Annotated in this window: 13 protein-coding genes; 7 read left to right on the top strand and 6 right to left on the bottom strand. The window is 61.1% G+C overall.

All coding sequences use genetic code 11. From position 1 onward, the window contains the following. Nucleotides 1–17: 17 nt before the first annotated feature. The 4 genes from J0M27_RS10010 to J0M27_RS09995 form a co-directional block, all read right to left on the bottom strand. Nucleotides 18–293, bottom strand: a complete 276-nt coding sequence (locus J0M27_RS10010; protein ID WP_294990704.1) for an acylphosphatase — start codon at nt 291–293, stop codon at nt 18–20. Then, nucleotides 290–2,419 (bottom strand): methionine--tRNA ligase, encoded by a 2,130-nt coding sequence (gene metG / locus J0M27_RS10005; RefSeq protein ID WP_294990701.1) that lies wholly within the window; start codon nt 2,417–2,419, stop codon nt 290–292. The genes J0M27_RS10010 and metG overlap by 4 nt, the downstream gene beginning before the upstream one ends. A gap of 462 nt (nt 2,420–2,881) precedes the next feature. Then, entirely contained in the window at nt 2,882–3,292 is a 411-nt protein-coding gene (locus J0M27_RS10000; RefSeq protein ID WP_294990698.1) for a PIN domain-containing protein, read from the bottom strand. A gap of 4 nt (nt 3,293–3,296) precedes the next feature. After that, nucleotides 3,297–3,530, bottom strand: a complete 234-nt coding sequence (locus J0M27_RS09995; protein ID WP_294990695.1) for an AbrB/MazE/SpoVT family DNA-binding domain-containing protein — start codon at nt 3,528–3,530, stop codon at nt 3,297–3,299. A 303-nt stretch (nt 3,531–3,833) separates the two neighbouring features. Here J0M27_RS09995 and apbC point away from each other — a divergent pair, with 303 nt between their 5' ends. Continuing rightward, nucleotides 3,834–4,925, top strand: coding sequence for an iron-sulfur cluster carrier protein ApbC (apbC, locus tag J0M27_RS09990; RefSeq protein ID WP_294990692.1), 1,092 nt, complete (start codon nt 3,834–3,836; stop codon nt 4,923–4,925). A 222-nt stretch (nt 4,926–5,147) separates the two neighbouring features. Here apbC and J0M27_RS09985 read toward each other — a convergent pair whose 3' ends face one another. Continuing rightward, nucleotides 5,148–6,347 (bottom strand): 8-amino-7-oxononanoate synthase, encoded by a 1,200-nt coding sequence (locus tag J0M27_RS09985; RefSeq protein ID WP_294990689.1) that lies wholly within the window; start codon nt 6,345–6,347, stop codon nt 5,148–5,150. Further along, nucleotides 6,344–7,615, bottom strand: a complete 1,272-nt coding sequence (locus J0M27_RS09980; protein WP_294990686.1) for an adenosylmethionine--8-amino-7-oxononanoate transaminase — start codon at nt 7,613–7,615, stop codon at nt 6,344–6,346. The genes J0M27_RS09985 and J0M27_RS09980 overlap by 4 nt, the downstream gene beginning before the upstream one ends. 47 nt (nt 7,616–7,662) lie before the next feature. Here J0M27_RS09980 and bioD point away from each other — a divergent pair, with 47 nt between their 5' ends. The 6 genes from bioD to J0M27_RS09950 form a co-directional block, all read left to right on the top strand. Next, entirely contained in the window at nt 7,663–8,343 is a 681-nt protein-coding gene (gene bioD, locus J0M27_RS09975; RefSeq protein WP_294990683.1) for a dethiobiotin synthase, read from the top strand. A 250-nt stretch (nt 8,344–8,593) separates the two neighbouring features. Further along, the gene (gene dcd / locus J0M27_RS09970; protein WP_294990680.1) at nt 8,594–9,160 is read left to right on the top strand and encodes a dCTP deaminase; all 567 of its coding nucleotides are present in this window, start codon (nt 8,594–8,596) and stop codon (nt 9,158–9,160) included. A 142-nt stretch (nt 9,161–9,302) separates the two neighbouring features. Beyond that, nucleotides 9,303–11,549, top strand: a complete 2,247-nt coding sequence (locus tag J0M27_RS09965; protein WP_294990677.1) for an arginine/lysine/ornithine decarboxylase — start codon at nt 9,303–9,305, stop codon at nt 11,547–11,549. Nucleotides 11,550–11,741: 192 nt separating this feature from the next. After that, the gene (locus J0M27_RS09960) at nt 11,742–12,179 is read left to right on the top strand and encodes a hypothetical protein (RefSeq protein WP_294990674.1); all 438 of its coding nucleotides are present in this window, start codon (nt 11,742–11,744) and stop codon (nt 12,177–12,179) included. Nucleotides 12,180–12,691: 512 nt separating this feature from the next. Beyond that, complete coding sequence (locus tag J0M27_RS09955) at nt 12,692–14,380, top strand: AIPR family protein (RefSeq protein ID WP_294990671.1); 1,689 nt, start codon at nt 12,692–12,694, stop codon at nt 14,378–14,380. A 71-nt stretch (nt 14,381–14,451) separates the two neighbouring features. Then, nucleotides 14,452–14,975 (top strand): DpnI domain-containing protein (locus J0M27_RS09950; protein WP_294990668.1); only part of this gene is annotated, 524 nt, incomplete at its 3' end.

Here is a 14,975-nt window from a genome sequence, read left to right as displayed (position 1 = left end):
CCGGCGGGGACGCGGAATCAGGCGGTCGGCAACGAGTCGAAACCCGCAAAACAGCCGCTGGCGCCTTCCACCATGACTTCATCGACCGCTGCGCCGGCCGGACCGATCCGGCTCCAGGCCAGCATTTCGCCGATCTGCGCCCCATCGCCGGCGACCATCGCCTCGACGCTGCCGTCACGCCGGTTGCGCACCCAGCCGGTGACACCGAGCAGGCGCGCCTGCGCCGCCATCGCATAGCGGAAACCGACGCCCTGCACCACGCCGCGGATGACGAGGCGACGTACCTCAGTCACTTCACCCGCATCCCGGGTTGCGCGCCGCTGTCGGGCGACAGCAGGTAGATGCCGGGCGACTTGCCGTCGGCATCCGACGCGGCCAGCACCATGCCTTCCGACATGCCGAACTTCATCTTGCGCGGCGCCAGGTTGGCCACCATTACCGTCAGACGGCCCACCAGTTGCGCCGGATCGTAGGCCGACTTGATGCCGGCGAAGACATTGCGCGTCTCGGTGCCGAGATCGAGCGTGAGCTGGATCAGCTTGTCGGCGCCCTCGACGTGCCGGGCCTCGGCGATGCGCGCCACGCGCAAGTCGACCTTGGCGAAATCGTCGATCGAGATGTGCTGTGGTTTCGGCTCGACCTGACCCTGGGTCTTGTCCTCGGTGGCCTGCTGGTGCTGGGCCTTGCGTTGCGGCGACGGCTGGGCGGACGCAGGAGTCGGCGCTGACGACACGGCGGGCGCCAGCGATTCGCGGTTGGCCGCCACGAGGGCCTCAACCTGCTTCGGGTCGATGCGCTGCATCAGGTGCTCATAGGAATTGATCAAGTGGGCCGGCGGCAGCAGGTGGGCGGCGTCGGCCCAATGCAGCGGCGCGACATTGAGAAATTCCTCGGCGCGATGGGCGAGCTTGGGCAGCACCGGCTTGAGGTAGATGGTCAGGATGCGGAAGGCATTGATCAGCAGCGAGCAGACCTCGTGCAGCTTCGCGTCCTGCCCGTCCTGCTTGGCCAGTTGCCAGGGCTGGTGGCGGTCGACGTACTGGTTGATCTGGTCGGCCAGCGCCATCACGCGGCGCAGCGCCCGGGCATAGTCGCGCGCCTCGTAGTGGGCGGCGATTTCCTCGCCGGCCTCGATCAGGCCGGGCAGCTCGGCGCGGAAAATCTCATTGAGGTGGCGCGCGTCGAGCTTGCCGGCAAAGCGCTTGGCGATGAAGCCGGCGGCGCGGCTGGCGATGTTGATGTACTTGCCGACGAGGTCGGAATTCACCCGGCTGACGAAGTCGTCGAGGTTGAGGTCGATGTCTTCCATCGTGCCATTGAGCTTGGCGGCGAAGTAGTAGCGCAGCCATTCCGGATTCAGCCCCTGGGTGAGGTAGCTCTCGGCGGTGATGAAGGTGCCGCGCGACTTCGACATCTTGGCGCCATCGACCGTCAGGAAGCCATGGGCGAAGACGCTGGTCGGTATCCGGTAGCCGGCGTGCTCCAGTTCGGCCGGCCAGAACAGGGCGTGGAAGTAGAGGATGTCCTTGCCGATGAAGTGGTAGAGCTCGGCCGTCGAGCCCTTGCCCCAGAAGGCGTCGAAGTCGAGGCCCTTTTTCTTGCACAGGTTCTTGAACGAACCCATGTAGCCGATCGGCGCGTCGAGCCAGACATAGAAAAACTTCCCCGGCGCATCGGGAATCTCGAAGCCGAAATAGGGCGCGTCGCGCGAGATGTCCCAGTCGGTCAGCCTGTTCTCGCCCGGCTCGCCCAGCCATTCCTGCAGCTTGTTGATCGCCTCGGGCTGGTTCTCGCAAACGGCGCGCGTGGCGCGGCGCAGGAATTCCTGGCAGCGCGGATCGGAAAGCTTGAAGAAGTAGTGATCCGAGGAGCGCAGTTCCGGCTTGGCGCCGGACACCGCCGAATAGGGATTCTTCAGCTCGGTCGGCGCATAGGCCGCGCCGCAGGATTCGCAGGCGTCGCCGTACTGGTCCCTGGCCCCGCACTTGGGGCACTCGCCCTTGATGAAGCGGTCGGGCAGGAACATGGCCTTGACCGGATCGTAGAACTGCTCGATAGCGCGCACCTCGATCAGGCCGGCGGCCTTGAGCTTGCCGTAGATGTCTTCGGAATAGTGGCGCGTCTCGTCGGAATGGGTGGTGTGGTAGTTGTCGAAGGCGACGTGGAAGCCGGCGAAATCGCGCGAGTGCTCGGCATGGACGCGGGCGATCAGCGCCTCGGGCGAGATGCCCTCCTTCTCGGCGCGCAGCATGATCGGCGTGCCGTGGGTGTCGTCGGCGCAGACGTACCAGCACTCGTGGCCGCGCAGCTTCTGGAAACGGGTCCAGATGTCGGTCTGGATGTACTCGACCAGATGGCCGAGGTGGATAGCGCCATTGGCATAGGGCAGGGCGCTGGTAACGAGAATCTTGCGGGTCATGGGGCGGTCTTTCCGGGTGCCGGCGACGGGTACGAGGCCCGCCACAACTGAAGACGCGCATTGTACTTGGGCCGGAAGGCAGGCGGGATGCGCCGCCGTATCCTCGAAACCTAGGTCATTCCGGCGAACGCCGGAATCCAGGCCCAGCCCCCAATTGCCACCGTGTTGCCAGCGCCGACTTTCGGGGCTTCGTCCCCGGATCAAGTCCGGGGCTGGCTATTCCGGCGGCTCCGCATGCCTTGGATTCCGCTTCGCGGGGTGGCAAAGCCGGAATCCAGGCTTGTTGCCCCGCGCCGGGGCGAGTCCCGGCGACTCAACATTACTTCCTGGATTCCCGCCTTCGCGGCAATGACGAAGCGGATCGCGGGAATAGCCAGCCCCGGACTTGATCCGGGGACGGAACATGAAAAGTCGGTGCCCCACAGGGACTTCCTTTGGTCGCTGGCGATACGGCGCCAGGCATCAGTCCGGTACCGATTCCGCCAGCATCGCCGGCGACAGAACCGTCACGCCTCGAATCGTCGCGCCATAGAGCGGGCCGAAATGGGTTCGGTCGCCCGTGACCAGGATGTCGCCGCGATGGTGGATGGCGGCGGCAAGGACCGGTCTGTCCTTTTCGGGCAGGACCATGGTGTCAGGCAGCAGGCTGTTGCCGGGGACCAGGTTGCCGCTGCAGATTCGGGCGGCCATCGCATTCAGTACCGGGAGGCCGGCGGGAGTCATTGCGGCCAGATTGCGCCGTGCCTCCTCGAAGACGTAGGTGTCGGCCCACAACTCGTGTCCGGCACCTTCGCAGAGCGCCAGCAATTGCCTTACCCCGCCATCGGCGCGAGCCGCGGAGAACAGGATGTTGGCGTCGAGGAAAATCCGCACTGCGTCAGCGCGATTTCTTTTTCAGCACGGCGGCCAATTCGGCCTCGGCCGCGTCGAATTCGCGCAGGCGCTCGTCGCTGTACATCTCGATGGGCAGCGTAACGGCGGGCTTCAACAAGAGGCCATCGGGCGTGGTCTCCGCAATCAGTTGGTCATTGGCGGCGAGGCCCATGGCCTGGCGCAGTTTGGCCGGGAGCGTGATCACGCCACGCTCGGTAATGGTAAGTGTGGTTTTCATGCTTCGCAGTTTTGCAGAAAAGCAGCAATACGGCAAGCATTTGGGTCGGACTGGAACTGATTTGCCGTTTACCCAATCAAGCGACAAGGCGCAAGTTTCGGCGCGACCGCCAAGTCCCGATTTGGCACATCAGCCAAACCTGATATAAAATCCCGACTAATTCGCTCAAGTATGGTAATCAGGTTACGGGACATAATCCGCGACCGAAGATTTTAGTTCCGGCATAACGTCGATAAAGCCGACGTTAGCCTTCTCTGAAACTCCGATTTCCTTCCCTCAATTCGTCACCCGCAAAGGCCTTTCATGTCCATCAACGAACAAAGCATCCAGGACGCACTCAAGGTAGTCGTCGATCCCAATACCGGCAAGGACCTGGTCGCCAGCCGCAGCGTCAAGAACATCAAGGTCACCGGCAGCGACGTCTCGCTCGACATCGAACTCGGCTACCCGGCGAAGAGCCAGATCGAGGGCATCCGCAGCGCGGTGATCGCCGCGCTGAAGCCGCTGCCCGGCATCGGCAACATCAGCGCCAACGTATTCTCGAAGGTGGTGACCCACGCCGTGCAGAAGGGCGTCAAGCTGATTCCCGGCGTCAAGAACATCATCGCCGTGGCCAGCGGCAAGGGCGGCGTCGGCAAGTCCACCACCGCCGTCAACCTGGCGCTGGGCCTCGCCGCCGAAGGCGCCACGGTGGGCCTGCTCGACGCCGACATCTATGGACCCTCGCTGCCGACCATGCTCGGCATTCCCGCCGGCCGGCCCGAGTCGGCCGACGGCAAGAGCCTGGAGCCGATGGATGCGCACGGCATCCAGGCGATGTCGATCGGATTCCTCATCGATCCCGAGCAGCCCATGGTCTGGCGCGGCCCGATGGTGACGCAGGCCCTGACACAGCTTCTGACCGAGACGCGCTGGCGCGATGTCGATTACCTGGTGATCGACATGCCGCCGGGCACCGGTGACATCCAGCTCACCCTGGCGCAGCAGGTGCCGGTGACCGGCGCGGTGATCGTCACCACGCCGCAGGACATCGCGCTGCTCGACGCGCGCAAGGGCCTCAAGATGTTCGAGAAGGTCGGCATACCCATCCTAGGCATCATCGAAAACATGAGCATCCACATCTGCTCCAAGTGCGGCCATGCCGAACACATCTTCGGTTCCGGCGGCGGCGACCGCATGGCGAAGGACTACGAGGTGGAAATGCTCGGCGCCCTGCCGCTGGCGATGTCGATCCGCGAACAGATGGACGGCGGCAAGCCGACCGTCGAGGCCGATCCCGACGGCCCGGCCACCGCGATCTACAAGACCATCGCGCGCCGCATCGCGGTGAAGATCGCCGAAAAGGCCAAGGACCACAGCAGCAAGTTCCCCAGCATCAAGGTGATGAATACTTAACGCTCATGGCTCCGAGCGCTAGCCGCCGAGCCTGAAACACGCGAAAGGCCAATTGGTCGCCCGCCCCCCTTCCGCTGCGCGGCCCACGGCTGGCTTTGCACAGCCAGCCGGCTGCGGCGGCGCGACGCATGCGTCGCGAATTCCCGCCTCGCCCCTCGCGGGGGGTTACCAATCGGCGCGCTGCGCGCGTCTATGACGGGGTTTCGTGCCGAGTATTCCGCGTCAAAGGTCTGACAAAGCAGCCAGCAGGCGGTCGATATCCGGGGTGGTGAGCGTGCTGTTGATCGCCAGCCGCAAGCGGCTGCTGCCGGGGGCAACGGTCGGCGGGCGGATCGCGACGGCGAGGAAGCCTGCGGCATCGAGGCGTGCGGCGGCGGCCAGGGTGTCGGCCTCGGCGCCGATCACCGCCGGCACTATCTGCGTGGTCGACTCCAGCGTCGAGATACCGAGCGCGGCGAGCCCCTCGCGCAGGCGCTGCGCATGGGCGGCCACGCGCGCGCGTTCCGCATCCATCCCCGGTACCAGGTCCAGCGCGGCATCGACCGCGCCGAGCACGGGCGGCGGCAGCGCCGTGGTGAAGATGAAGCCGCTGCAGCAATTGACCAGCCAGTCGATCAGCGCGCGCGATCCGGCGACATAGGCACCGAAGGCGCCGAAGGCCTTGCCCAGCGTGCCCATCACGACATCGACGCCGGCGACCCCGGCAGCCAGCCCTCGCCCCTGCGGGCCGAGGATGCCCGTGGCGTGCGCCTCGTCGACATGGAGCAGCGCCCCTTGGCGTTCGGCCAGGGCGGCCAGCGCGGGCAGGTCGGCGCGGTCGCCGTCCATGCTGAACACCGATTCCGTGACGATCAATTTGCGCCCGTCATGCCGGCCCAGAAGGGCGTCGAGGTGGCCGATGTCGTTGTGGCGGAAGACCTTGACGGGACAGCGCGCGGCACGTGCGCCGTGGATGATGCTGGCGTGGTTGAGTTCGTCGCTGAAAATCGTTGTCGCATTTGCCGTATCACCGGCGCCAGCGCTCTGCGTCCCTCTGGGAACTCTTGTGCCAAGCCGCGCCAACGCCGGAATCACCGTGGCATTGGCCTGGAAGCCGCTGGAAAACAGCAGCGCCGCCTCGCGGCCCTTGAAGGCCGCGAGCTTTTGTTCCACCGCCAGCGTGATGTCGCGCGTGCCGGCCACCAGGCGCGAGGCCGGCGCGCCGGCACCGTGGCGCAGCGCCCACTCGGCGGCGCGCTGCTTGATCAGGGGATGCTGCGAGAGGTCCAGGTAGTCGTTGGACGAGACGTCGATCAGCGCCCGGCCCTGCGCATCGCGCAGGCGTCCCTCGTCGCAGACGAGGGCGCGCAGGCGGCGCCGCCGCGCACCGGCGTCGAGCGCGGCCAGCTCCTGCTGCAGCAAGGCGTCGAGCGAGCCTTTCACTTCAGCGTCGTGGCGCGTTCCGCCAGCACCTGGCGCAGCGCGCTGGTCAGCACGGACAGGTCGTCGGCTGCGATGACGAAGGGCGGCATCAGGTACACCACCTTGCCGAAAGGCCGCACCCAGACGCCGAGTTCGGCGAAGCGCCGGCGCATGCCGTCGAGGTCGATCCCTCCACGAAGCTCCACGGCGCCGATCGCGCCCTTGATGCGAACGTCGGCGACGCCGTCGATTTCGCGGCAGGGCGAAAGCTCGGTCGCCAGTTGCGCCTCGATCGCGACCACCTGCGCCAGGCGTGGCTCGCTGGCGAAGAGGTCGAGCGAGGCATTCGCGGCGGCGCAGGCGAGCGCATTGGCCATGTAGGTCGGGCCGTGCATCAGCGCGGCACCGGGATCGTCGGACAGAAAGGCGTCGAACACGTGCCCGCGCGCCACGGTCGCCGCCAGCGGCAGCGTGCCGCCGGTCAGCGCCTTCGACAGGCAGACGATGTCGGGCACGACCCCGGCCTCTTCGCAGGCGAACATGCGTCCCGTGCGGCCGAAACCGGTCATGATCTCGTCGGCGATCAGCAGCACCCCGTGGCCGCGGCAGGCCTCGGCGATGAAGGCCAGGGTCGCCGCATCGTGCATCCGCATGCCGCCGGCGCCCTGCACCAGCGGCTCGACGACCACGGCGGCAATGCGTTCGGCATGGGTATCGAGCAGCAGGTCGAGGGCGCGGCGCATCGTGTCGTCGGTCGGCAACTCGGCCATGAGCTGGTCCGGCATGCTGCCGGCGAACAGCGTGTGCATGCCCTCCTCGGGATCGCACAGCGCCATGGTGGCGAAGGTGTCGCCGTGGTAGCCGTGGCGGAAATACACGATGCGCTGCCTGTCCGCGCGGCCCTTGTTGCGCCAGTACTGGAGCGCCATCTTGAGCGCAACCTCGACCGCCACCGAGCCGGACTCGGTGAAAAAGACGCGCTCCAGGTCTCCCGGCAGCAGGGCCGCCAGCCGTGTCGCCAACCGCGCCGCGGGCTCATGCGCCAGTCCGGCGAACATCACGTGCGGCAGCGTGGCAAGCTGGCCTGCGACGGCCGCGCGGATATGCGGGTGGCCGTAGCCGTGGCAGGCGGTCCACCACGATGAAATGCCATCGACCAGTTCACGGCCGTCGGCCAGTCGCAGCCGCACGCCATCGCTGGCGACCACCGGCAGCGGCGCCGGCGCGGTCTTCATCTGCGTGTAGGGCAGCCACAAATGGGCCAGCCCCGGAGTCAGCCAGTCGGACATGTCGAGCGCGGTGGCGGCGCCGGCTAGAATGCGCCGGCGGAGGAACGATGGGCGCGAATTTTATCACCGGCACCGGCACCGACATCGGCAAGACCTGGCTGGCCAGTGCCCTGCTGCGCCACTGGCGGGCGCAGGGTTTGTCGCCTGCGGCCTTCAAGCCGGTGCTCTCCGGCTTCGATCCGGCCTGCCCCCAGGCCGGCGATGCCGGCGCTTTGCTGGCGGCGCTGGGCCGCGAAGTGAGCGCTACCGAACTCGATGCGATCGCGCCCTGGCGCTTCGCCGCGCCGCTGTCGCCGGACATGGCGGCGGCACTGGAAGGCAGGCGCATCGACTTCGACGAACTGGTCGCCTTCACCCGGCGCAGCACCGGCCCCGGCCCCGGCTCCGATCCGGTCCTGATCGAAGGCGTGGGCGGCGTCATGGTTCCCCTGGGCGAGCGCCACACGGTACGCGACTGGATCGTCGCCAGCGGCCTGCCCTGCGTGCTGGTGACCGGCTCCTACCTGGGCAGCCTGAGCCACACCCTGACAGCGCTGGAAGCCCTTGCAAAAGTCGGCGCTGGCGTCACGGCGATTGCGGTCAATGAAACCCCGGATTCACCCGTTGCGCTAGCCGCCACCGTGGAAAGCCTGGCGCGCCATGTAGCCGGCATTCCGTTGGTGACGATTGCGCGCGGCAGTTCGCTGGCCGGTATTGCCCACCTGGGCAAGTTGCTTGGCGGAATGTAGGTTTGGCATACCAGAAGCTTATATCGAGCGCAGCGAGCCGATTCTGGCCCCCGCCCCGGGGCGGGGGGCGAAGGCGGGAATTCGCAAAGTACTGCTTTGCGCCGCCGCAGCCGGCTGGCTGTGCAAAGCCAGCCGTGGAACGGGGGTGGGGGGGCAGAAAAGAGGGTACGGCTTTAGCTCAATGGCCGGGCCCGGCCGTTGAGCTAAAGCCGTATACTGCGGCCCCTTGAGTCCTTTCCCGGGATGAACCATGAGCATCAAGTCCGACAAGTGGATCCGCCGCATGGCGGAGCAGCACAAGATGATCGAGCCCTTCGAGGCCGGCCAGGTGCGCGAAGCCAACGGCCACAAGATCGTCTCCTACGGCACCTCCAGCTACGGCTACGACATCCGCTGCTCACGCGAATTCAAGCTGTTCACCAACATCAACAGCACCATCGTCGACCCGAAGAACTTCGACCCGAACTCCTTCGTCGAGGTGAATGCCGACTTCTGCATCATTCCGCCGAATTCCTTCGCCCTGGCGCGCACCGTCGAGTACTTCCGCATCCCGCGCAACGTGCTGACCATCTGCCTCGGCAAGAGTACCTACGCCCGTTGCGGCATCATCGTCAACGTGACGCCCTTCGAGCCGGAATGGGAAGGCTACGTGACACTTGAATTTTCCAACACCACGCCGCTGCCGGCCAAGATCTACGCCGGCGAGGGCTGCGCCCAGGTGCTGTTCTTCGAATCCGACGAGGTCTGCGAGACCTCCTACAAGGACAGGGGCGGCAAGTACCAGGGGCAGGTCGGCGTGACACTACCCAAGATTTGATTGAGCACAGGCGGCAATCGGAGCGAGGCCCCGCCGCCGGGCCGCCCCAAGGCGGGGCCAGCCAATACATGGAGTCCGCGCCTTTGCGGGCGAATAACCGTTACACCCTTCCTCGGGAAGGGGGCCAGGGGGTAGGTAAAAGATGCGCTTCCACTTTCCCATCATCATCATCGACGAGGACTTCCGTTCCGAGAACGCCTCGGGCCTCGGCATCCGCGCCCTGGCCGACGCGATCGAGAAGGAAGGCCTCGACGTGCTCGGCGTCACCAGCTACGGTGACCTGACCTCGTTTGCCCAGCAGCAAAGCCGCGCCTCGGCCTTCATCCTCTCCATCGACGACGAGGAATTCACCCCCGGCCCCGAACTCGACCCCGCCGTGCTCAACCTGCGCGCCTTCGTCGAGGAAATCCGCCACAAGAATCCGGACATCCCGATCTTCCTGCACGGCGAGACGCGCACCAGCCGCCACATCCCCAACGACATCCTGCGCGAGCTGCACGGCTTCATCCACATGTACGAGGACACGCCGGAGTTCATTGCCCGCCACGTCGTGCGCGAGGCGCGGGCCTACCTCGACTCGCTGCCGCCGCCCTTCTTCCGCGCCCTGACACACTACGCGGCGGACGGTTCCTATTCGTGGCATTGCCCCGGCCATTCGGGCGGCGTCGCCTTCCTCAAGAGCCCGGTGGGCCAGATGTTCCACCAGTTCTTCGGCGAGAACATGCTGCGCGCCGACGTCTGCAACGCCGTCGAGGAACTCGGCCAGTTGCTCGACCATACCGGCCCGGTGGCGGCTTCCGAACGCAACGCTGCGCGCATCTTCAATGCAGACCATTTGTTCTTCGTCACCAACGGCACCTCGACCTCGAACAAGATCGTCTGGCATTCCACCGTGGCGCCCGGCGACATCGTCATCGTTGACCGCAACTGCCACAAGTCCATCCTCCACGCCATCATGATGACCGGCGCGATCCCGGTGTTCCTGATGCCGACGCGCAACAACTACGGCATCATCGGCCCGATCCCGAAGGAAGAGTTCCGCTGGAAGAACATCCAGAAGAAGATCGCCGCCCACCCCTTCGCCAGCCAGGTCAAGGGCAAGCCGCGGGTGCTGACCATCACCCAGAGCACCTATGACGGCATCCTCTACAACGTCGAGGACATCAAGGAGGAACTCGACGGCAAGATCGACACCCTGCATTTCGACGAGGCCTGGCTGCCGCACGCCGCCTTCCACGATTTCTACGGCGACTACCATGCCATCGGCGCCGACCGCCCGCGTTGCAAGGAGTCGATGGTGTTCTCGACGCAATCGACGCACAAGCTGCTGGCCGGCCTCTCCCAGGCTTCCCAAATCCTGGTGCAGGACGCCGAGAACAACAAGCTCGACCGCGACGTGTTCAACGAGGCCTACCTGATGCACACCTCGACCTCGCCGCAGTACTCGATCATCGCCTCCTGCGACGTCGCCGCGGCGATGATGGAGGAACCCGGTGGCACCGCGCTGGTCGAGGAGTCGATCGCCGAGGCGCTGGATTTCCGCCGCGCCATGCGCAAGGTGGACAAGGAATGGGGCGCCGACTGGTGGTTCCAGGTTTGGGGCCCGAAGGACCTCTCCGAGGAAGGCATCGAGGAGCGCGAAGCCTGGATGCTCAAGCCCGGGGAGAAGTGGCACGGCTTCGGCAAGCTGGCCAAGGGCTTCAACCTGCTCGACCCGATCAAGGCCACCATCATCACCCCGGGCCTTGACGTCGATGGCGATTTCTCGGACGACAACGGCATACCGGCGGCCATCGTCACCAAGTACCTCGCCGAGCACGGCGTGATCGTCGAGAAGTGCGGCCTCTATTCCTTCTTCATCATGTTCACCATCGGCATCACCAAGGGCCGCTGGAACACGCTGGTCACCGCGCTGCAGCAATTCAAGGACGACTACGACCGCAACCATCCGCTGTGGAAGGTGCTGCCCGAGTTCGTCGCCAAGCATCCGCGCTACGAGCGGGTCGGCCTCAAGGACTTGTGCACCCAGATCCACGAGGTCTACAAGGCGAACGACGTGGCGCGCCTGACCACCGAAATGTACCTCTCCGACATGGTGCCGGCGATGCGCCCGGCCGACGCCTTCGCCAGGATGGCCCACCGCGAGATCGACCGCGTGCCGCTCGACGAGCTCGAAGGCCGCGTCACGGCGGTGCTGCTGACGCCCTACCCGCCCGGCATACCGCTGCTGATTCCGGGCGAATGCTTCAACGCCACCATCGTCCGCTACCTGAAGTTCGCGCGCGACTTCAACGAGAGGTTCCCCGGTTTCGAGACCGACATCCACGGCCTGGTCAAGAACGGCGGCGAAGGCGGCGTGCGCTATTACGTGGATTGCGTGGCGCAGTAGCCGCCAGCCTGCGGCCCGCAGGGGAACAGTCGGCGCCAGCCGGACGGCGCCCCTTCGCGATCCGTCGCGACACCGCCCCACCCCACACCCATCGCCCACTGGCTGGACGGCCGCAGGTCTGCCGCAGCCGGGTTGTTGCCGCGCGCAAAGACGGCTATGCTGCCGAGGTATGATGCAGCGATGAGGCAAACCGTGAATCGTTCGCGACCATTCATCCCCGGCCGGGGCGCACTTTCGACGCTCTTTCCGGGTGGGCCGGCAGCACCCGCCGCGGATGCGGGCATACCCCGGCCGGATACCGGCGGCAGCGTCGTCCTGAAGAAGCTGGCACCGTCCGCGCCCGGCGCGCGCCGCCATGCCGAGCGCTTCGGCGGCGCGCTGGTCTGCGTCCGCTACCGGGAAGATGCCGCCAACGGCCGCCGCCTGACCACCGTGGAACTCATCGTCGATGAGCGTCCGCTACCCGGTGGCGATCAATGGGTGCGGATCGGCTACGCGGAAGCGGAACTGCGCGCCCGCGTGAAGGATGCCGGGGGCCAGTGGGATACCCGGCGCAAGCTGTGGCGCCTGCCGCGCGCCGCCGTCAGGAAGCTCAAGCCGGCAGGACGCGTCGTTCCGGAGAATACCTAGCCATGGCAAGTTCAACCTATCCACCAATCGACCGCGCAGTCCATATCTGGCAACAAATAGTCAGATGTAGCAAGTTCTGCGTGAGGCCTACTTAACGTTGGGCATCACTATCTTCCATCAATCCATTGGACTAACGATATGGACATAACCTCTGCGGCTATTGCAACAATCATTTCTGCTATCACCTCAGTGGGCGTTACTCTGCTCTTAGCGCGTACGAACGCCAAAAAGGGTCTTGACGATCAATTGGACGGCATCCTAAAGATTGCCGTTCAGTATCCCTATCTGGAAAGTAAAGACTTCACCGATGCATGGAAGAGTACTTACGACCGAAACGATGAAAGGGCATTACGGTACGAGGTGTACTGCACTATGGTTTTCAATTTCATGTCGCGACTCGCTGAGTACTACAAGTACGACGATAAAAAAATCCATGAGCACTTGGGTAACTATAATTTTCTTAATATATCGATTCGCAATCTTGAATAGCAATCAACGGTAAAGAGGTTTTCATGAATAAAAAAACGAAATATATTGATTTTGCTAACGAGTTAAAAAGGTATTTATCTGGAGCAGAGTATCGTTCAATGCCTGCGGAGCGAGCATTCATAAAATGGTATATATTGGCTAAGTATGGTGTTAATGACGGCGCTGCTATTACTGATGGTAAAAAAGATGGTGGGATAGATGCTGTATTCGATGTGGATAATACTCGATTTGTGATTCAGTCAAAATATGAAATAAAGCCGCGACTTGCACCAATACTCCGTGATGAATTAGGCGCATTTGAAGAAGTTGCAAATAAGATCCTTGATAGGTCGTCAAGCGACGATTTTAATACTTGGATTAAAACTGTAAGACCTGAACTTCGCCCTGTATATTCTTCTGTACGGCAAAAAGCAATGAGAGATCCATCATCTGTTAGATTTATATTTATCACTACAAAGAGGTTGACTCTCGAACTAGGTGACACTGTTGAGGTTGATGATATTCAGCATATAACAGCACTATGGGATTTGCACAGTCGGGGATTTACTCCCCCTGTTGAGAATATGATTTTAACCTTTGAACATGAATGGGAAATACCTATTGGAGACGGATTCAAAACTCATGTCGGACTTGCTGACGCTTCAGAATTTATCAAATTAATGGAAGATGATAAAAACGAGCGGTTATTCGCACAAAACGTGAGAACAGACTTGGGGTCTCAGATAAATAAAGGTATTAAGAAGACTTATGAAACTGACCCTGATAGATTTTGGTTATACAACAACGGTCTTTACATTATCTGTTCGCAAATCGATTATTTGGAAGGTCGCAAGCGAAAACTAAAATATCCATCAATCATAAATGGCTCGCAAACTTTGCACTCTATTAAGCATGCGTCAAAACATCAGCCTTGCAAGATTCTTGTGAGGCTTCTTGTGATGGATACGGCAACTAACCCTGAGTTACTTAGCGCAGTTATTCGACGCACTAATACTCAGAATCCGATGAAATTGATTAATCTTTCTTCGCAAGACCCGTTTCAACTCAACATTGCGCGTTATCTAGATAGATTTCATATATTTTATGAACGCCGTGAAAAAGAATGGGCGAATGAAAAAAAATCACTGCTTTCAGACTATATCTCGATTGGCGTCAAAGACGTAACGCAATGGCTTTCATTGCTTTATTATTCCGATATCGGATTTGGCTTAGCAAGAACCAAAGTCTCTGACCTGTTTCAGCCTATTTACTACAATCGAATTTTTTCATCTTTTGACACCCATTTTTCTTCTAGTGCTTATAAGGATCTTGCCTTAATAGTTTGGGCAGGCATTTTTACAAAAAATATGATTAAAAGTTTGCCAAAATCACTCAGGGCTTTTGGTCAGATGTCGCAATTGGTTCTTATTCGCGCTACTTATGATGCTATTAAGGCAAATCGAGAAACTCAAGAAAATGTATTGAGATTGCTTAATCGGCATATGTTTGGAGGTGGTTCAACTCATTCTTCTCTGAAGAGTTGGTATCGCTCCGCCGTTAAGGATTTTGTTGTTCTTCAAAAGAAAGCCCAACGTAAAGATGCTCAATTGGATTTCTCGAATTATTTCAAAAGAAACGCTTTGACTCTTGCTGCTTACAGGGGCTTAAGCAGTAAAAAATCAATTCAAAAATTGAATAATCTATTATCTAAACATCTCTTGGTGGTTGAGTGAATCTTTTTCAAGATACTAAGAGTTTATTTGAGCATTAAGTAAATGTTTATTATATTAAAATGATATTGTTTATGGGCGTTTATGGTGGCGCAGATTATTCCAGTCCAACCCAAAAAATTCGTGTGATGACGGAGGGGTGGGTTGGCAAATCTGCGTTTTGCCCGAATTGCGGGAGTGGGTTAAGTCATTTTGAGAATAATGCGCCCGTCGCTGATTTTTATTGCGCTCATTGTTCGGAAGAATATGAATTGAAGTCGAAGAATGGGGAAATGGGAAAGAAGATTGTGGATGGCGCATATTCCACGATGATTGAACGCTTGAAGTCTGACAACAATCCTAATTTTTTCTTTTTGACTTACGACAAGTCCACTTTTGAGATTAGAAATTTCCTGACCATCCCGAAGTACTTTTTTGTCCCTGCGATTATTGAAAAGAGAAAAGCGCTGAGTCCCACCGCGAGACGGGCGGGTTGGGTTGGTTGCAATATTGATGTAAGCAATATCCCTGAATTGGGAAAGATATTCTTTGTCCAAAACGGCGTGGTCAAAAGCAAAGATGAAGTGCTTGAAAAGTGGAGCAAGACCGATTTTGTCAA

Origin of the sequence: Sulfuritalea sp., from assembly GCF_017302275.1 — a bacterium.
Taxonomy (GTDB): Bacteria; Pseudomonadota; Gammaproteobacteria; order Burkholderiales; family Rhodocyclaceae; genus Sulfuritalea.
This window is presented reverse-complemented; position numbering and strand designations above follow the sequence as displayed.